Raw genomic sequence first — 19,141 nt, forward strand, 5'->3', positions numbered from 1 at the left:
ATAATCCAGTTGCTTTCTTATTTTATAGCGCCTGATTAAGTTTAAAGGCTTTTTCTTTAGATATGATTTATCTGTATGCAGAAAATCTATACCGGCCTGGATCACTCTTTCGCTGGATTTTCCATCAGTATAAGGATGGGAGAACCTGGCAAATTTATCAATTTCTGAAATTAATTCTTCAGGTCTGGTGAGTGCCAGGTCAAAAGAACTTTCAATATCCTCCACCCTGTCAATATCAATAAGGTAAGGTCCGGGCATATTATTTTTATAGGTGATCACCGGTTTTCTTTGGAGTAAAAATTCAATTATAGCTGAGGTGGTATCAGAAAACATAATATTTGCTTTCTTAAAAAGCGGAATCAAATCTGTAGTATCGTAGAACTTGAAATTTTCATTCTCCAGCCTTCTAAATTTTTCTACTGTTTCCTGGCCGAGTTTGGGATGTAAAACCGCCATGAAATCATATTTCCCGGTTTTTGAAAGTCGGTGAATTTCATCCACCACATTATCTTTTAAAGCTAGGCTATATTGTTTAGTAAAGGTGGAAGAAATCAGTATTTTGGGCTTTTTATTATGTATAGCTTTTAAAGGGAATAAGGGATCTACCTTAGACCAGCCCGTTTCAACAACATCAAAGGTTTTATATTTTTTTTGCTGTTCTTTAAAAGGAAGAGTGCTTGAGGGTCCCTGTGTGCAATAAAGATCAAAAAAACCACGTATGGTAAATTGATCTGTGCCCTTTCTTTTATTGGCTGGAAAGCCATGAAAAACCTGGACTTTGAGTCCGGAAATAAAATCTGGAACCGTATCGGTGATGCTCAGGACAATGTGAGGTTTATAAGCAATGGCCTCTCTTATGTTATTTATCAAGGCTCCCTGCTTCGGAAAAAATTTCTTTGGAGCTTCCATTCCTGAAAACCATTTTACCGTATGCCCCAATCGGTTGATCTCTTTCTGAAGAGGTAAGCCAATTGGCAGGGCGTAGTCGTGATTTATGTATATTAAAAACCTGTACTTCATTTAGAATTTGCATTTAAAAAATATTCCAGTTTTGGAAGAATCAAAGAAGGCTTAAACAGTTTATATAGGCTATCGACTGTCTTTGTCAGATCTTTATACTTTTTCCCCTGAAACTGTTCAGGTCTATAATCTTTTAAATGAACAGAGATATTACTTTCTCCATCCTCATACATATTCCAGTTTTCCTTATTAATTGGAGGCGAAAAAATTGCAAAAGTGGGAATATTCAGGGCTTTAGCCATATTTACAGCACCACCTTCGTTTCCAATTAGAGCATCACAATGATAAGTGAGGGCAAGGAATTCCCGTAGATTTTTTCCGTATATATTCAAACAAATTTTTTCCCTGGTTGCTGGTTTACAGAAGTCGTACAGTTTTTCAATTTCCTTTTTTTGCGATGGAATGTAATTAAATAAAAGATTCCCTTTAGTTTTCCGAACGATTTTATCTAAAAGTTTTGCCAGGTGCTTTAAAGGATAGGTTTTACCTGAAGAACTACCCAACGCACTGATCATATAAAGATTTCCAGAAAAATGGATTCCCTCAGATTCAAGTCTTTTTCCCGCATTTTCGATTTCTTCTGCTTCGAGATAAATTTTAGGTTTTATTTCTTGTGGTATATCTGAAGATAATGGAGATAGTAGCCTTAACCTTTTTTCTATAGCAGCTCCGGCAATTGTTTCTGGTTCAATATCTCTACTGAACACATGAGTACAAAGTGGACGAGTATATTTTTTGTTATAGGCAATTCTATATTTGGCTCCTGAAAGGCCAGTTAAAAGTGCCGTTCTCAAATTCGAATAAACATCGATAACCGCATGGTAATTAGCGTTTTTAGTAGATTTTATTAATTTTCGTAAACGCTGCTCTTTTTTGGCAAAGATGAACTTATCAATATTTGGATTATTTTGTACTACAGGGAACGTATGCTCAGAGATCATATAATGTAGTTCAGCAGTGGGGAACTCCTTCCGAAGTGCCTCAAAGAGGATTGAGGATGTAAGGACATCCCCAATCATTTTAATCTGAATTACAAGTATTTTCATTCCTCCCTAAATCCCTCCGAAGGAGGGACTTCCAATCATTTTTACTGTTATTTATTCTCCCCCTTCGGGGGAGTTAGAGGGGGATTTATACCGCTACACTATATTCCCTCAACGCATCGTTGAGTGAGGTCTTTTTGTTCGTGCTTTCTTTTCTCTTTCCTATGATCAAAGCACACGGCACCTGAAAATCTCCGGCAGGAAATTTCTTGGTATAACTTCCCGGTATTACTACAGAGCGGGCAGGCACGTAGCCTTTAAATTCTTTAGGTTCATCTCCTGTAACATCAATGATTTTGGTTGAACCCGTTAAAACTACATTTGCTCCCAGAACAGCTTCTTTTTCAATTCTGATTCCTTCTACCACAATACTTCTTGATCCTAAAAATGCATTATCTTCAATGATCACCGGTGCAGCCTGTAATGGTTCCAAAACTCCGCCAATTCCAACACCACCGCTAAGATGAACGTTTTTTCCTATCTGGGCACAACTTCCAACGGTAGCCCAGGTATCTACCATGGTTCCTTCATCTACATAGGCACCTATATTCACATAACTCGGCATCATAATCACTCCTGAAGAAATATAGGCTCCATGTCTGGCCACGGCATTGGGAACGACACGGATCCCTTTTTCTTTATATCCTTTTTTTAGCGGAATTTTATCATGGTATTCAAAAATCCCGGCTTCCAGGGTTTCCATCTTCTGAATTGGAAAATAAAGCACCACTGCTTTTTTTACCCATTCATTAACCTGCCATCCCTCATTTGTAGGCTCAGCAACACGTAATTCTCCCTTGTCTAAAAGATCGACCACTTTCCTTATAGCCTCGGTTGTTTTGGTATCTTTTAAAAGTTCCCGGTTGTTCCAGGCTTCTTCGATTTTCGCTTTTAATTGGTCCATATTCTAATTTTTTTCAAATATAACAGCTATAAAGCAATATTTATGGACAAACGAATATAAACCTTACCTTTGCCTAAATTTTTGAAAATGCCTAGAGTTTTAGCCCTGGATTTTGGAACGAAGAGAACAGGAGTAGCGGTTACCGATGAATTGAAGATGATTGCTTCCGGTTTGACCACGGTTCAAACTCCTGAACTTATAAAGTTCCTTACAGACTATTTCAAAAATGAAAAGGTAGAACGCGTTTTGGTGGGAGAACCTAAGCGAATGGATGATACACCTTCAGAAAGTGAAGTTCATATTCAGGAGTTTTTAAAAGAATTCTCCAAAAAATTTCCGGAGATGCCTCTGGAAAGGGTTGATGAACGTTTTACAAGTAAAATGGCGGTCCAGAGTATGATTGATGGCGGAATGAAGAAGAAAAAACGCAGAAATAAAGCACTGGTGGATGAAATTAGTGCTACCATAATTCTGCAAACCTGGCTCTATGAATAAGGCTTAGTGTTTAATGTATAAGGTTGAAAGTTTTGCTTTAATGGAAAGAAATTTAAAATTGCGAACAAATAAATTTGCACATGGTTGTGTGAATGTTGCACTTTCTTTACCGCAAACCTTTTTAGGGAATCATATTAGGAATCAGCTAGTGAGATGTTCTACATCAGTTGCTGCGAATTATAGAGCTACGTTATTAGGCCAAACTAAAAAGTCATTTATAGCTAAACTGAGTATAGTAATCGAGGAAGCAGATGAATCTATTTTTTGGTTACAATTCTTAATAGATAAAAAAATGATGACTTATGATCATTGTAGAGAAATTTTTGAAGAAGCTAAAGAATTGACAGCAATTTTCATTTCATCCAGAAAAACAGCTGAAAAAACGAATAATCGAAGTTAAACCTTCAACATTAACGATAAACATTAGAAATGATTTTACCAATTGTAGCATACGGAGATCCGGTTTTAAAAAAGAAAGCCAAAGATATTGATAAGGATTATCCGAAACTTGAGGAATTGATCAATAATATGTGGGATACCATGTATAATGCCTATGGTGTTGGACTGGCTGCACCACAGGTGGGCTTGCCTATTAGAATGTTTATGATAGATCCAGCGCCATTTGCGGAAGATGAAGAACTGGACGAAACAGAGAAAGAAACCCTACAAGACCTACGCAAGGTATTTATCAATCCTAAAATTGTTGAAGAAACGGGAGAGGAATGGGCTTTTTCTGAAGGTTGTCTAAGCATTCCGGAAGTTCGGGAAGATGTTTTCAGACAGCCGGATATTAGCATCGAATATTACGACGAAAATTGGCAAAAACATACTGAAAAATATTCCGGTTTAGCCGCGAGGGTGATTCAGCATGAATATGACCATATTGAGGGAGTTCTATTTACAGATAAACTTTCCAGTCTTAAAAAGAGGCTAATAAAAAGTAAACTCACCAATATTTCCAAAGGTAAGATCAACGTTGAATATAAGATGCGATTTCCAAATGCAAAAAAAGCCCGCTAAAGGTTTTGATAATTGACTTTGGCAATTGATATTTGCCAACCTAAATAAAAAAATACTATGGGATTAGATAAAATTCTTGCTATTTCTGGAAAACCCGGTTTATATGAGCTTACCGCTCAAACCAGAGGCGGCTTTGTGGCAAAATCTATGCTGGATGGGAAGAAGATAGCGGTAAACATGCGTCATAATGTGAGTATTCTAAGTGAGATCGCTATTTATACCTATACTGAAGAAATTCCGTTGGGTGAAGTTTTCCAAAAAATCAGGGAGAAGGAAGATGGAGGAGAAGCTATAAGCCACAAATCTTCAAAAAAGGAACTGGAAGACTATTTCTCCGAGATACTTCCAGATTATGATGAAGATAGGGTATATGCCAGTGATATGAAGAAAATATTTCAGTGGTATAATATTTTGATCAATAATGGTTTTACCGACTTTTCAAAAGAAGAAAAAGGAGATAACAAAGACGAGGAAGAATAAATTCCTTATTTTTTCTGAAAAATATAAAAGCTGAAATTGTAGAATTTCAGCTTTTTTTATTCTTATGTATGTTGTCATTCAGAACGAAGCGAAGAATCTGTATCGCTATAAAGAGAGTCCTCCTGCGTCGGAATGACAATCGCATTCAACGCCACAATTATTGATTTTTTTATCCTCTTTTTATATTAAAATTTCAGGCCAAAAATAAAAGCTCCTTCCTGTTTGCCTCCAAAGTCTGAAACAACATAATCCAACCTTAAAAAGCGATATTTTCCGAAACCGAGATTGTCTATTCCCACTGAATATTCAGAGTAAGGATTTAAACCTTTCGTGGTCAGTCGGTGGGCACCTAACACGAGGTTGAAATTTAGTTTATTGATAAGCGGTAATTTTCCCAGTACCCATCCCTGGAAATCATGTTCCGCATGGAATTCAGCATAATTTTGATTAGTGTTAAAGTTATAATATGGCATTAAATTAAATTTCCCCACATAACTTCCAAAACCAATCCTGGTTTGGTTGGCATCAAAATGCTGGTAATCTACCAGGCTAATATTTTCGGCATTAGAAAATAAACCTCCATTGATTAAATATTGAAATTCTCCTTTATTTCCCAGATCTAATTCCTGCCGTATCTGAGCTTTGAACTGATCGAAATTATATTTCTTTTCGCTGCCGCCAAATCCTTTCTCCCAGGCTAATTTCAATTTTGGATATTTGGATTCATCAGCATTGTATCGGCCATTCGGGTAGCTCATGTATTTTTGTCCGAATGTGATATCAGTATAAAAATCTGCTCTAAAAATAGAATGTTCATCGAAAGGAAGACTGCCAAAATTTTCAGGCTGTAAAGGATTGTTTGACGTATAATTGCGATCTTCCCAATCTACTATTACATGGTCTGTATTATTTATCAAAGGCTTTCTGTTTTCCCAGCTTAATTCTCCAAAAAGTCGAATTCCGGGAGTGATATCCTGTCCATAACCAACATTTACAAAATTTCTTTCATAAAGTTTCATGTAATTCCGTTCGAACAAAATGGTGCTAATACTGTTTAAGAGCGGGGAAATAGGCTCCCTGGCATTTATTTGCTCTGTAGCAATTCCACCGGAAATTCTTAGAAATGGCTTATTATAATTATTGAATTTCTTTTCAAAACCCCCATTTAACCTTAGTTTTTCCTCGCTTAAGCCATAGTCTAACTCAGAAAATATTCTCCAGTAGTTTTCCTGGTCTTCACCGGTTCGTTGGGTGTAAGTTAAAGTGATATCGGTGTTCCAGCCCTGGACGGTGTTAAATCCAATACCAGAAATGGGAGCACTGATGCTGAAATTCCTGTTTTTCCATGAGTTTTGATAAGAGTAACCAAATAGTACATCAGTAATCTCGAATTTGTTTCTCACCAGGTCTACGGAGTCTTTATATTCTTTAGTGCTTCTTTTTTCCTGAATACTGTCTTTCCTAATATAATCCCTAATTTCTTCTCCGGTAAGGGGAACGGGTCTTTTCTCTTCCCAAAAAACAGAATCTTTCATATTGGCCTGTTCCTGAAAACTTAAGATCTCCCTTCCAAAACTATCTTTATCAAATTGTGGTGTGAAATCATAATCGCTATACACTGCCGTAAATCTGCCATTGCCACCAAAACCAAAGATTTTGAAGCTGAAATCCACACTCTGGGAAATCTGTATATAAAGATCGTTTTCTTCAGAATATTTATAATTCTGTTTGAAAACGAGTTCTTCAATAGGCGGAACCTGTATGGCAGCACCAGTAGTGGTAAGTTCTACCCCATAAATTTGCCAAAGATCTTCAACTATATAAATATATCCTGAAAATACGCGATCGTTCGACCTCTTTGGAGAAACCAGGATTTTATTGATCATATTTCCCCGGTCATCGAAAAAAGTACCTTCCAGCTGATATCGGTAATAATTAAAAGCATATTCAGCGATAGGGGAGACCAATTCACTGTTAATTTCCAGGGTATTTTCATAAAAGGAGAAATAGGCTTCCTGCGCAGAATTCAGACTAAAACCATTATCATCACCACTTACTTTGGAAGCGATGATCTTTTCCTTAAAGTCATCGGGTTTTTGGTAAGCGATCTCGGAAATAGTTTCACTTAAATATACAATGCCGCTTCTGGTGGAATCCAGGCCACCTCCAAGATCACCAACGTCCTGGCCTAAAATTTTTTCCGGGGCATTTTGTATTCGCCACAAACCGCGAGAGTAAAAGTCGGCGGTAAAAGACTGTAATTTTTTAGCATTTAGTTCACGATTATCAATTGCATTTCTAATGATTCTATTTGCCGGATTCTCCCCGGCTTGCACCGTTACCTCGTCAAGGCTGGTACTTTCAGCTTTTAAAGTGACATTGACAGTTATTGGGAAATTATTTGCGGTAATCTCTTTTTTAAACGTTTTATATCCTAAAAATTGAAAAACCAGGGTGTAGTCTCCAGTCTGGTTTATTTTAAGTTCGTAGATACCCTCGTCATTGGTGGTAGTTCCTATAGAGCCGGTTTTCGTATAAATATTTACATAGGGCAAAGGATTCCCATTTTCGTCTTTAACCTCTCCAATAATTTGCGAAGAAAGCTGAAAAACTGAGAAAAAGAGCATTACGCCCAATAGCTTTTTAAGCATCAGTTAGATTTTGGATTGATAAAAGAACGAAAAAATCTGAGATTTATTTGTATTCCTTCTGAATTCGGTCTAAACGGCGCTTACTTTCGCGGTCTTTAATTGCTTCTCTTTTATCGTAGAGTTTTTTACCTTTTGCCAGGGCGATCTGGAGTTTTGCTAAACCGCGATCATTAATGAATAATCGAAGCGGAATAATCGTCAAACCGGAATTGGTAACTTCCTTCTCCAGCTTTCTTAACTCCCTTCTTTGGAGCAAAAGCTTTCGTTCACTTTTTGGATTGTGATTAAAATGAGTGGCGTGAGAGTATTCTTCAACATGCATATTAATTACAAAAAGCTCGTGATTGTTGAATTCACAAAAACTTTCAGCAATATTCGCTTTTCCTTCCCGTATAGCTTTAATCTCTGTTCCGGCTAATTTAATACCTGCGGTATATTTATCCAGAAACTCGTAATTGAACTTGGCTTTCCGGTTTTTTATGTTGATAGAATTCTTCATAGAGACACAAAAATACAAGCTTTAAGCTAATTTCATACTAAAGCAATTTTAAAATTCTGAGAGAATGCTTCCTCTGTAAAATTTTTTATTTTTGCGGCACTCAAATTATACTTATGAAATATATTTATACTTGCCTGATTATCTTATTTTTTACTTCCTGTACTCAGGAAAAAAAGGAGCTCACCGCAGATGAAATTATAAATAAAGCGATTGAAAATGCTGGTGGTGAAAGATATGAGAATGCTGAAATTGATTTTGTATTCAGAAAGCGGGAATATAAAAGCACGCGAGAAGGAGGAAAATTTCAGTATGAACGTATCCTTATAGATTCCATGGGGAATAAGATTCATGATGTCCTGAATAATAAAGGTCTGGAACGGTTCGTTAATGATACAGTAACAAAACTTCAGGATTCACTGGTGCTACCTGTTGGAAATTCTATAAATTCAGTACATTATTTTGTTCAGTTACCTTATGGCCTAAATGTGCCGGCAGCAAATAAAAAACTACTTGGCAAAGATAGTATCGCCGGAAGGGAATACTATGAGGTTCAGGTTACTTTCTCTGAAGAAGGTGGCGGTACCGATCACGAGGACGAATACCTTTACTGGATAGACACTCAAAATTTTGAAGTGGATTATCTGGCATATAATTTCGAAGTAAACGATGGTGGAATTCGTTTCAGAAAAGCTTTTAATCCTCGTATTATCCAGGGAATTCGATTTGTAGATTATGAAAATTACAAATATGAAGAGCTTTCCACAGCTTTAAAAGATCTTGATAGTCTTTATGAAAAGCGAGAATTAGAACTTCTCTCCGTCATAGAAACGAAGGATGTAAAAGTTAAATTAGGCTCTAATTAATATAAATTACCTGGCTTATTTTAGAGCCGTCTTCCAAAACCTGTACTATAAAAAGAGCGCCGTTCTCTGAATCGTCTATATCCTCATATCTATTATCCCCCAGAATTGCATTGGCGAATTGTGGTGTAGTATTGCTATGGCCAACCACAAGGACCTTCTTTCCTAAAGTAGCTTTCTTAAATTCAGGTGAGTATAAAGTATTAGGGTCGTAAATTAGAACCTCCAGATTTTTTAGGGCTGCAAGGGGTTTAGCCGTTTGTTTTGTTCTCCTGTAATCTGTGCTGTAAATAGCATCAAAGTCAATATCTTTCAAAACCTGAACCCAGTTATTCGCTCTTTCTAAACCTGCATCTGTTAGTTCCGGATCACGATTACTGGAATCGCTTCGGTCTTTTTCAGCATGACGTATCAAATAATAAGTTGTAACTGTATCTTCTGAAGTTTCTGGAAGACTTTCTATAGTTCCAAAACTGAATAAAATTGAAAAGAAGATAGTGATTATTTGTACCATGGCTTTTATGATTATGTTGCAGGTTTGACGATATGCAGATTAATTTGTTACAGTGTCCATTCCTTTAAAATTAATTTCCATTAGAATAAATTGATTGATCTGTTCTGCGAAACTATTGAAATTATTATCGGAAACCAGGATTAAAGATTGTTCTCCATTTTCCAGTTTTGGCCCGAAACACATTCCTTCAATATTATCAATGATCTCTCTGGTTAATTTATCTTTAACTGATTTAAAATTAAAAACCAGCTTTTTTTCAGCAGTATCATATTCTTCACCCTTTAATCGATCCATTTCCAAAGTATTGCTTGCATTCGAAGCATCTACTTCGAAAATTTTCACCGTATTCCCGTGAGAGCCATAGCCTGCGGAGTAGGATCTTTCCAGAATCAGAAATTTATCCTCTGCATATTCAATAATTTCGGTAAGGCCGTTTACCGCAAAATAATTGATGGGTAATTTAGCGATACCATCCAGCTTATAAACGAATTGGTTTATAGGGTTTCCTGTATTTTTATCAAATTTTGTGATCCTGATGTGTGATCTTGAAGGAAAGATCTTTGGTTTAGAAGAGTCTTTTTCCAAAGGAGATTCTGTAGCTACCCAATACCCTTGCTGATCAAAACTTTCAGATAAACCCTCAAATACCCCGTTGTTCCTTGGTTTTTGCGCTCCCTTAGCTTTAAAATAATCAGGAATACTAAAAGAACTTATCACCTCTCCGGTAGTAGAAAGCCTGTATATACCTGGATCTTTGCCATTATCAATTTTACCTTCGCTTGCCACTAAAAATTCTTCCCGTTTTTTATCAAAGCTTAAAGCCTCAAGATCCATGAAATCTTCAGTAAATTTCCCTGTTTTTTTAATTTTAATCAGCTGTTCTATGGAAATATCCTGAAATCTGTTATTCGCAATAGCTATTTTCGCACGGTATATTCTTGGATTGGAAGATTGGTCACTTACCAGGTAATATTTTCCATTTGTATAATCAATTCCAGAAAGTCCCCCCACTACCGTGTTGTCCACTTCTATATTAGGAGCTAGTACGTATTCATCCAGATATTTTAGCTGAATATCATCATTTTTGATTTTTCTGGTTACCGCACAACTGGTAAGAAGTAAAGATATGATGAGCAGCAGGATTACTTTCTTCATGGAGATTTTATTGAAATCAAAAATAACAAATTGTTAAGACAAAAATAGGAGTTTCTTGGGAGGTCTAACGGTGAGGTTTGAATATCTTTAATGTTATTAACAACAAAAACCAAAATGTTATGAACGAAGATCAAAGAGAAGGAAAGTGGAAACAAATCAAGGGGGATTTCAAACAAAAATATGGAAAACTAACCGATGATGATACCACTTATTCCGAAGGTAAATTTGATGAAATGCTGGGTCGTATGCAAGAGAAAACCGGTAAGAGCAAAGAAGAATTGAAAAAGGAAATCGATAGATGGTGATGACGGATGAATTAATAAAAAAGGCGGTAAATTTTTTTACCGCCTTTTTTCATTTTAAAAACTAAAATTTGATCTTACAAATTTCCCGGAAACGCTGTCTTAGGGACAACTGGTTTCAAGAAATTTTTATTCATTTTCGGTGAGCTGCTCCTGATTTCTAAATACCAATTCATCATCAAACTCATCAATGAGAACAATACTGTCGGTACTAATCTTACCGGCGAGAATTTCCTTAGAAAGTTGATTTAAAACCTCCCTTTGAATTACTCTCTTAACAGGTCTGGCGCCAAACTGAGGATCAAAGCCTTTAGCCGAAAGATATTTTATTGCCTCTTCAGTAGCATCTAAAACAATATTTTGTTTTGCCAGCATTTTTTTGACTCCTTTTAATTGTAATCCTACTATCTGCTTAATGTCTTTTTTTGTTAACGGACTAAACATTACAATATCATCTATCCTGTTTATAAATTCCGGACGAACATTCTGTTTTAATAGGCCTAGTACCTCGGTTTTTGCGGCTTCCATAGCCGTATCAGGATCTTTAACATTTTCAAATTTCTCCTGAATAATATGGCTACCCATATTTGAGGTCATGATGATAATCGTATTTTTAAAGTCGGCAACCCGGCCTTTATTATCAGTTAATCTACCTTCATCCAAAACCTGAAGCAGGATATTAAAAGTATCTGGATGCGCCTTTTCTATCTCGTCAAGCAAAACCACAGAGTATGGCTTTCTTCTAACCGCTTCCGTCAGTTGTCCTCCTTCATCATAACCAACATATCCCGGAGGTGCCCCCACTAATCTACTTACCGAATGTCTTTCCTGATATTCACTCATATCTATTCTAGTCATCGCAGATTCATCATCAAAAAGATATTCAGCCAGCGCTTTTGCAAGCTCGGTTTTTCCAACTCCCGTTGTTCCAAGGAATAAAAAGGAACCAATGGGCCTGTTTTGATCCTGTAGGCCGGCACGACTTCTTCTAACTGCATCACTCACCGCAATAATAGCTTCCTCCTGTCCCACCACGCGCTTATGCAAATCTTCTTCCAGGCGAAGCAATTTTTCACGATCGCTCTGAAGCATTTTAGTCACCGGGATACCGGTCCATTTTGCTACAACTTCAGCGATGTCTTCATTAGTCACTTCCTCCTGAATTAGGGATTTCTCATTCTGGTTTTCTGCAACCTTAGCCTGGAGTTTTTCAAGTTTTTCCTGAGCTTCCTTGATTTTTCCATAGCGAATTTCAGCAACCTTTCCGTAGTCTCCTTCACGCTCAGCGCGTTCTGCTTCGAGCTTGTATTCTTCAATTTCAGATTTGGCTGTTTGAATACTATCTACAATATCTTTTTCACTCATCCATCTTGCGTGAAGATCGTTTCGTTCTTCTTTTAGATTTGCAAGATCGGCACGTAGAGATTTAAGTTTTGTTTCATCCTTCTCACGTTTTATCGCTTCAATTTCAATTTCAAGCTGCATGATCTTACGATCCAGAACGTCCAGTTCTTCTGGTTTTGAATTGATCTCCATTCTCAATTTTGAAGCTGCTTCATCCATAAGATCAATGGCCTTATCGGGCAAGAACCTATTGGTAATATACCGCTGGGAAAGTTCAACTGCTGCTATAATTGCCTCATCTTTGATCCTTACTTTATGATGCGTTTCATATTTTTCTTTGATTCCACGAAGAATGGAAATAGCACTTTCAATATCGGGTTCTTCTACGGTTACTTTTTGGAATCTACGTTCCAGCGCTTTATCTTTTTCAAAATACTTTTGGTATTCATCTAAGGTAGTTGCACCAATCGCGCGCAATTCACCTCTCGCAAGAGCTGGTTTCAAAATGTTTGCTGCATCCATTGCTCCCTGACCGCCACCGGCACCAACAAGAGTATGGATTTCATCAATGAAGAGTACAATGCTACCATCACTGGAAGTTACTTCCTTGATCACGGCTTTTAATCTTTCTTCAAACTCTCCTTTATATTTTGCACCGGCAATTAAAGCACCCATATCTAAAGAATAGATTTTCTTATCTTTTAGGTTTTCGGGTACGTCTCCATCTACGATTCGGTGAGCCAGGCCTTCGGCGATGGCGGTTTTACCGGTTCCTGGTTCTCCAACCAGCATAGGGTTGTTTTTGGTTCTTCTGGAGAGGATCTGAAGGATTCGTCTAATCTCTTCATCACGCCCAATTACCGGATCCAGTTTACCATCTTCTGCAAGCTGATTCAGATTTCGGGCATATTTGTCCAAAGAGTTGTAAGTTTCTTCAGCACTTTGAGAAGTGACTTTATCTCCCTGGCGCAATTCTGATATTGCCGCTTTTAAACCTTTTTCCGTAGCTCCCTGATCCTTTAAGATCTGGGCTACCTTACTTGAAGATTTAAAAATGGCCAGGATTAAATGTTCAATGGAAACATATTCATCCTCCATCTTTTTTGCAATAGAAGAAGCTTCGTTGACTGTTTTTCCGGCTGCCCGGGAAAGAATGATGTCACCACCGCTTACCTTCGGAAAACTTTCCAGGCTTTTATCCAGAATCTGGGAAAACAGGTTTACGTTAATGTTCAGTTTTTTCAGCAAAAATGGTGTAACATTTTCGTCCACCATAGTGATGGCTTTAAAAATATGTTCATTCTCTATTTGCTGATGGCCCATCTCCTGAGCAAGCTGCTGTGCCTGCTGGATAGCCTCTTGAGATTTTATGGTAAAATTATTAAAATTCATTTTTTCATTTTTTAAAATCATATGGCAATAGATATACCATTCGAAATTAATGTCAAAATGACACTAAAAACCTATTATCTACAAGACAAAAAGACAGTATAGCTGAATAGCATTAAAAAATTCCTCGTAATTTTCCTTTATTAAATTTACTTAGATTTACTTTTGAAAAAAAGAACGTTATGGGATTATTTGATAAAATTTTTAATTCAGAAAAAAAAGAAACGACAGAGAGTAAAAGTGCAACGCCATGGATAAATTTAACTTCCATGGATCAACTGGATGAAATCGAAAAAATTTCAGAAGAGAAAACGGTGGCTATTCTGAAACATTCCACTACTTGTGGAATTAGTAGAATGGTGCTAAAAATGTTTGAATCTGATTATGATTTAGATGAAAGTGAGCCAATCAATCTGTATTTCCTGGACCTGAGAGCGCATAGGGATGTTTCTAACGCAATTGCTGAAAAGTTTGGGGTGCGGCATGAGAGTCCGCAATTAATTGTAATAAAAAATAAAGAAGTGGTGCATCATGCTTCGCATCAACAAATACAGGCAGAAAAACTGCATGAGCTGGTAAAGTCTTAATTTTCATTGTCTTAAGATTCCTCGTTAAATAATATTAAGAATAAGTGGATTATGCCTAATCTTTTCTAATTTCAGGTTTCATTCTAAAATTAAAATTATGGACAATGAAAATAGAAAGGAGCAGTTGAAAAAGACCATACGACATCCTGAACCGGAAAAGATGAGCAAAGAGTCGCAGGAAGCTCAAAAGGACAAGGATAAAAATAAGAAAGCTTTAGAAGAAAGGGAAATAGATCCTCAGGATGAATTTAAATCCCGGGAGAAATTCAGGGATACAAAGGGAAAGAAAAAATAAAAAAAAACCGCGGATCAACCGCGGTTTTTTTATGATAAGATCATTTCTTTTTTGGTTTGTAAACCGGAAGTAGCTTAGATCTTACTTCGCCAAAACCAATTCTGGAATGACCATTCTGGCAAAATCCTCTCATGATCACCGTATCGTTATCTTCGATAAATTTACGTTCTGAGCCATCCTTTAATTTGATAGGCTTTTTACCACCCCAGGATAGTTCCAGCATAGAACCAAAAGAATCTTCAGAAGATCCTGAAATAGTTCCCGAAGCCATCATGTCTCCGGAATTCACCGGGCATCCATTTACCGTATGATGCGCTAATTGCTGACTCATATTCCAGTAAAGATATTTAAAGTTTGATTTTGAAAGTGAATTTTCCTCACCACCTTCAGGCTGAAGGAAAACTTCTAAATTGATATCAAAACTTTTCTCTCCTTTATATTTTAAGTAAGGAAGTAATTCTTTTTCAGGTTTTGGACTGGCTGTTCTAAAGGGCTCCAAAGCATCCATAGTAACAATCCATGGAGAAATGGAGGAAGCAAAATTCTTAGCAAGAAATGGTCCTAAAGGTACATATTCCCATTTTTGAATATCCCGGGCACTCCAGTCATTGAAAAGTACCATTCCAAAAATATAGTCTTCAGCTTCATCTACAGGGATTGGTTCTCCAAGATGATTAGCGTCTGTGGTAATAAAAGCCATTTCCAGTTCAAAATCTACTCTTTGGGAGGGTCCAAAGACAGGCTCTTCAGAATCTGCAGGTTTGGTTTGTCCCTGTGGGCGGTGTACCGGAATTTCCGAAGGAATAATTGAAGAACTTCTTCCATGATATCCAACCGGAATATGAAGCCAGTTTGGCAACAAAGCATTATCTGGATCTCTAAACATGGTTCCTATATTGGTCGCATGTTCTTTGGAAGAATAGAAATCTGTATAATCTCCAACCTGAACCGGCATTTGCATCTCGATCTCGTCCAGAGTAAAAAGCACAGTATTCCTGTGATCCTGATTATCTTTTAATTTTGTATTGTTAGCATCAAAAATATCGGCGATACGATTACGCACTAATCGCCAGGTTTTCTTACCGTCAGATATAAAATCGTTTAAGGTGTCCTGTAAAAATATATCGTCAGTTAATGGGATCCCCTCAAAATAACCTAATTGGTGCAATGCTCCAAGGTCTATCGCGTAATCGCCAATTCTTGTACCAATGGTGATCACATCATCACGGGTTAAAAATACTCCAAATGGAATATTCTGAATAGGGAAATCGGTATCGCCAGGAATATCCAACCAGGTTTTTCTATTTGGATCGTTAGCGGTAATTGACATAAAATATGTTGGTTTTTTGTTAAAATCTAGTTGACTCAAATATATTATTTTCCTGTTATTAACCGAATGTATTTGTTACTTTTACCGAATATTTAACGTAAAAATTAATGATGCAACGAGACAGCCAGGTATTTGATTTAATAGCTAAAGAAAAAGAGCGCCAGTTAAATGGTTTGGAACTTATTGCAAGTGAAAATTTTGTAAGCGATGCGGTGCTTGAAGCTGCAGGATCTGTGCTTACAAATAAATATGCTGAAGGTTACCCCGGCAAGAGATATTATGGAGGTTGTGAGGTGGTAGACCAGGTAGAACAGCTTGCGATAGACCGTCTAAAAGAATTGTTTAATGCTGAGTATGCCAACGTGCAACCTCATTCTGGTTCACAGGCAAATACTGCAGTTTTTCATGCCTGTATGAAACCGGGAGAAAAATTCCTGGGTTTTGATCTTTCCCATGGGGGGCACCTGACGCACGGTTCCCCGGTAAATTTCTCAGGAAAACTTTACAATCCTGTTTTTTACGGGGTAGATAAGGAAACCGGTTTAATAGATTATGATGCGGTGGCAGAGATCGCTGAAAAAGAAAGACCTAAAATGATCATTGCCGGTGCTTCTGCTTATTCCAGGGAGATCGATTATAAAAGATTTAGGGAAATTGCAGATAGTGTGGATGCAATCCTGGTTGCAGATATGGCTCATCCGGCAGGTTTAATCGCTAAAGGATTAATTAGCGATCCACTTCCACATTGTCATATTGTAACGTCAACCACGCACAAAACCCTTCGTGGTCCTAGGGGTGGTATCATTCTTATGGGAAAAGATTTTGATAATCCTTTCGGAGAGAAATTGAAGAATGGAAATCTAAAAAAGATGTCATCATTGCTGAATTCAGGAATTTTTCCTGGAAACCAGGGCGGACCTTTAGAGCATATAATTGCTGCTAAAGCGGTTGCCTTTGGAGAGGCATTAACCGATGAATTCCTTCATTATACAGTTCAGGTTAAGAAAAATGCTGAAAAGCTTGCGAAAGCTTTTGTTGCAAAGAATTACGGTGTGATTTCGGGAGGAACCGATAACCATATGATGCTTATTGACCTGAGAAATAAGAATGTAAGCGGTAAAGAAGCGGAAGAAGCTTTAGGAAAGGCTGATATTACCGTAAATAAGAATATGGTACCTTTCGATGATAAATCACCTTTCGTGACCTCGGGTATTCGAATAGGAACTCCGGCAGTGACCACGCGTGGTTTAAAAGGAGAGGATATGGCAAAGATAGTAGACCTAATTGACCGTGTGATCTCTAATATTGAAAATGATTCTGAAATTGAAGCTGTAAAAAAAGAAGTGAATTCCATGATGAGTGGAAGGCCTCTTTTTAATGCTTAATACCATATTTTATCCGAAAATTTAGGAGAAGGTCATTCGATAGAATGGCCTTTTTTTATGGCTACAAATCAAAACACCTTATTGCCGTTTCGAGCAAAGCGGCAAGTAGTGAGAAATCTCTATCAGGAGTTATCTTCAACCTGGATTTTGGGGAGAAGAGATCTCTCCCGTTGGTCGAGAGGAAAACGAAAAGTAGTGGTAACTGTCATTGCGAGAAACGAATCAATCTGGTATTTGGTTTCGTACATGAGATTACTTCACTTCGTTCCTAATGAGAAATATGTAGGTTTTTTAGAGAACCTTTTTTGTTTTCAGTTTTTTGTTGCTACTGTAAAAAAACTCTTTTAAGCTCTTCAGAGATCTTCACTGGTTTCTTTGTTTCAGCATCCAGAAGGCACCAGGTGGTTTTGGCTTCGGCAAGGACCTTCTCGGTATCAGCATTTTTAATGATTACGTGTCTTACAGATGTCACATGAGTAGTTTCGCCTACATAGGTTTGCAGAGAGATGTTGTCTCCCAGGAAGGCTTCTTTTTTATAACTGATCTCATGCTTTACCACCACCCAGACAACTTCCGATTTTTGTTCTTCAGAGGCCCTTACTTCCCAATGTTCTTCAGCCACATCCTGGATCCATTGCACATATTGTACATTATTCACATGTTCCTGTTTGTCCAGGTGTTTGTCTTCTACAACCAGGTTCTTTTCGTATATTTCAGGATTGACCTCCATTATTTTTGAATCACTTTTACTTCAAATATTTTATCCCAGTTTTTTCCGGTGACGTATAATTTATCTGTGATTGGATTATACGCGATCCCGTTGAGTACATCCAGTTTGTCATGCTGGGTAACTTCGTCCCTTAATCCGCTAAAATTAATTATACCTTCAATAGCGCCATTCTCAGGGTTAATGATTGCCACACCATCTTTTTGATAGGTATTCGCATAAATTTTTCCGTTTACCCATTCCAGTTCATTCAATTTTGTAGAAATTGACTTATGATGGGTTGGCTGAATATAGCTTTGTTCTGCTAAAGTTTCAGGATCGAGGATCCATATTTTTTCTGTACCGTCACTTTTAAATATTTTTTCTCCGTTATTACAAAGTCCCCAACCTTCTTTGCTCTCATTATATCCAAAACTCCCTGTTTTTTCAAAAGTATTTAGATTGTAAATAAATCCTTCTCCTTCCTGCCAGGTAAGCAAGTATAGGTTGTCATTTAAAATAGTAAGTCCTTCGGCAAAATATTGATCGTCTAATTTTATCTCTTTTAAGACTTCTCCCGTTTCAATATCTACTTTTCTTAATTTGGATTTTCCGTATTGCCCTATACTTTCATAAAGCGTATCACCATGAAATTCCAGTCCCTGGGTATAAGAGCTGGCATCATGAGGAAATGAATCTACAATTTCATAGGTGTAGACCGTAGGAGCTTCAGTATTTAAGATCTTGATATTTTTTGAAAGTGTATCTGCTTTTTCTTCACTGTAAACAATGGCCTGGAATTTTTGATTTCCCAGCAATGTATTCTGAAGTTCCATAGTAAAATCACCATTCTTAGAACTCATCAAATATCTGTTATTGAAATAAAAAGCTACAGAATCTATATTTTTGTTTTTGCTGTTCTCGATCGAAGCTTTTAGGCTTTCATCTAATTTGAATTCAGATTTATTCTGATCTATTTTTAGAGAAAAATCAGATTTTTTATTGCCATTATTGCTTCCGCAGGAAAAAAATAAAAAGTTTAAGATAAAGACTAACAGTAAGTTAAATTTGTTCATCATTAAATAGGCTTGAATACAGGGCTAAATTAACTAATTCACATTAAAAAAAGCTTGCTAAAAGTTACAAAGATTGTATATTTGCA

At 37.0% G+C, this 19,141-nt stretch carries 20 protein-coding genes; 9 read left to right on the forward strand and 11 right to left on the reverse strand.

What is annotated here, in order from left to right; translation table 11 throughout:
- From Q1K34_RS03185 to Q1K34_RS03195, 3 genes are all read right to left on the reverse strand, one after another.
- A partial coding sequence (locus Q1K34_RS03185) for a CDP-glycerol glycerophosphotransferase family protein (protein ID WP_300434420.1) occupies positions 1–1,020 on the reverse strand: 1,020 nt, incomplete at its 3' end.
- Positions 1,017–2,066 carry a glycosyltransferase family 9 protein gene (locus Q1K34_RS03190; RefSeq protein ID WP_300434423.1) on the reverse strand — a complete coding sequence of 350 codons (1,050 nt, stop codon included), beginning with the start codon at positions 2,064–2,066 and terminating at the stop codon, positions 1,017–1,019. The genes Q1K34_RS03185 and Q1K34_RS03190, both read right to left, overlap by 4 nt.
- Positions 2,067–2,151: 85 nt before the next feature.
- Positions 2,152–2,967, reverse strand: coding sequence for a 2,3,4,5-tetrahydropyridine-2,6-dicarboxylate N-succinyltransferase (locus Q1K34_RS03195; protein ID WP_300434425.1), 816 nt, complete (start codon positions 2,965–2,967; stop codon positions 2,152–2,154).
- 87 nt (positions 2,968–3,054) lie between these two features.
- On the opposite strand from Q1K34_RS03195, the gene ruvX reads away from it, so the two are divergent.
- The 4 genes from ruvX to Q1K34_RS03215 are packed head-to-tail and all read left to right on the forward strand — an operon-like array spanning position 3,055 to position 4,962.
- A complete protein-coding gene (ruvX, locus tag Q1K34_RS03200) occupies positions 3,055–3,462 on the forward strand; it encodes a Holliday junction resolvase RuvX (protein WP_300434427.1) in 408 nt (135 codons plus the stop codon).
- A 13-nt stretch (positions 3,463–3,475) separates the two neighbouring features.
- Entirely contained in the window at positions 3,476–3,862 is a 387-nt protein-coding gene (locus Q1K34_RS03205; protein WP_300434429.1) for a four helix bundle protein, read from the forward strand.
- Between the two features lie 29 nt (positions 3,863–3,891).
- Positions 3,892–4,482: a peptide deformylase gene (gene def / locus Q1K34_RS03210; RefSeq protein WP_300434431.1), complete on the forward strand. Its 591-nt coding sequence runs from the start codon at positions 3,892–3,894 to the stop codon at positions 4,480–4,482.
- A 57-nt stretch (positions 4,483–4,539) separates the two neighbouring features.
- Positions 4,540–4,962: a DUF5606 domain-containing protein gene (locus Q1K34_RS03215; protein ID WP_300434433.1), complete on the forward strand. Its 423-nt coding sequence runs from the start codon at positions 4,540–4,542 to the stop codon at positions 4,960–4,962.
- 185 nt (positions 4,963–5,147) lie between these two features.
- On the opposite strand, the gene Q1K34_RS03220 is transcribed toward Q1K34_RS03215, so the two are convergent.
- Positions 5,148–7,613, reverse strand: a complete 2,466-nt coding sequence (locus Q1K34_RS03220) for a DUF5686 and carboxypeptidase regulatory-like domain-containing protein (RefSeq protein ID WP_300434436.1) — start codon at positions 7,611–7,613, stop codon at positions 5,148–5,150.
- Positions 7,614–7,656: 43 nt separating this feature from the next.
- Positions 7,657–8,112: an SsrA-binding protein SmpB gene (gene smpB, locus Q1K34_RS03225; RefSeq protein ID WP_300434439.1), complete on the reverse strand. Its 456-nt coding sequence runs from the start codon at positions 8,110–8,112 to the stop codon at positions 7,657–7,659.
- 113 nt (positions 8,113–8,225) lie between these two features.
- Here smpB and Q1K34_RS03230 point away from each other — a divergent pair, with 113 nt between their 5' ends.
- Positions 8,226–8,975: a DUF6503 family protein gene (locus Q1K34_RS03230; protein WP_300434441.1), complete on the forward strand. Its 750-nt coding sequence runs from the start codon at positions 8,226–8,228 to the stop codon at positions 8,973–8,975.
- On the opposite strand, the gene Q1K34_RS03235 is transcribed toward Q1K34_RS03230, so the two are convergent.
- Both Q1K34_RS03235 and Q1K34_RS03240 read right to left on the reverse strand, forming a co-directional pair.
- Positions 8,968–9,486: a phosphoglycerate mutase family protein gene (locus Q1K34_RS03235; protein WP_300434443.1), complete on the reverse strand. Its 519-nt coding sequence runs from the start codon at positions 9,484–9,486 to the stop codon at positions 8,968–8,970. The two genes, Q1K34_RS03230 and Q1K34_RS03235, sit on opposite strands and share 8 nt — an antisense overlap.
- Positions 9,487–9,525: 39 nt before the next feature.
- Positions 9,526–10,641: an esterase-like activity of phytase family protein gene (locus tag Q1K34_RS03240; RefSeq protein ID WP_300434445.1), complete on the reverse strand. Its 1,116-nt coding sequence runs from the start codon at positions 10,639–10,641 to the stop codon at positions 9,526–9,528.
- Between the two features lie 119 nt (positions 10,642–10,760).
- Here Q1K34_RS03240 and Q1K34_RS03245 point away from each other — a divergent pair, with 119 nt between their 5' ends.
- Positions 10,761–10,946 carry a CsbD family protein gene (locus Q1K34_RS03245; protein WP_300434447.1) on the forward strand — a complete coding sequence of 62 codons (186 nt, stop codon included), beginning with the start codon at positions 10,761–10,763 and terminating at the stop codon, positions 10,944–10,946.
- Between the two features lie 126 nt (positions 10,947–11,072).
- On the opposite strand, the gene clpB is transcribed toward Q1K34_RS03245, so the two are convergent.
- Positions 11,073–13,679: an ATP-dependent chaperone ClpB gene (clpB, locus tag Q1K34_RS03250; protein ID WP_300434449.1), complete on the reverse strand. Its 2,607-nt coding sequence runs from the start codon at positions 13,677–13,679 to the stop codon at positions 11,073–11,075.
- A 179-nt stretch (positions 13,680–13,858) separates the two neighbouring features.
- Between clpB and ytxJ the strand changes: the two genes are divergently transcribed.
- On the forward strand, positions 13,859–14,263 hold the full coding sequence (ytxJ, locus tag Q1K34_RS03255) for a bacillithiol system redox-active protein YtxJ (RefSeq protein WP_300434452.1): 405 nt from the start codon (positions 13,859–13,861) through the stop codon (positions 14,261–14,263).
- 97 nt (positions 14,264–14,360) lie between these two features.
- Positions 14,361–14,558, forward strand: coding sequence for a hypothetical protein (locus Q1K34_RS03260; RefSeq protein WP_300434454.1), 198 nt, complete (start codon positions 14,361–14,363; stop codon positions 14,556–14,558).
- 40 nt (positions 14,559–14,598) lie between these two features.
- Here Q1K34_RS03260 and fahA read toward each other — a convergent pair whose 3' ends face one another.
- The gene (gene fahA / locus Q1K34_RS03265; RefSeq protein WP_300434456.1) at positions 14,599–15,888 is read right to left on the reverse strand and encodes a fumarylacetoacetase; all 1,290 of its coding nucleotides are present in this window, start codon (positions 15,886–15,888) and stop codon (positions 14,599–14,601) included.
- 110 nt (positions 15,889–15,998) lie between these two features.
- Between fahA and glyA the strand changes: the two genes are divergently transcribed.
- Entirely contained in the window at positions 15,999–17,273 is a 1,275-nt protein-coding gene (gene glyA, locus Q1K34_RS03270; RefSeq protein WP_300434846.1) for a serine hydroxymethyltransferase, read from the forward strand.
- Between the two features lie 325 nt (positions 17,274–17,598).
- Here glyA and Q1K34_RS03275 read toward each other — a convergent pair whose 3' ends face one another.
- Complete coding sequence (locus tag Q1K34_RS03275) at positions 17,599–18,003, reverse strand: acyl-ACP thioesterase domain-containing protein (protein WP_300434459.1); 405 nt, start codon at positions 18,001–18,003, stop codon at positions 17,599–17,601.
- The gene (locus tag Q1K34_RS03280; RefSeq protein ID WP_367183293.1) at positions 18,003–19,058 is read right to left on the reverse strand and encodes a glutaminyl-peptide cyclotransferase; all 1,056 of its coding nucleotides are present in this window, start codon (positions 19,056–19,058) and stop codon (positions 18,003–18,005) included. The genes Q1K34_RS03275 and Q1K34_RS03280 overlap by 1 nt, the downstream gene beginning before the upstream one ends.
- Between the last annotated feature and the right edge of the window lie 83 nt (positions 19,059–19,141).

It is taken from the genome of Christiangramia sp. (assembly GCF_029937855.1).
Lineage (GTDB): Bacteria > Bacteroidota > Bacteroidia > Flavobacteriales > Flavobacteriaceae > Christiangramia.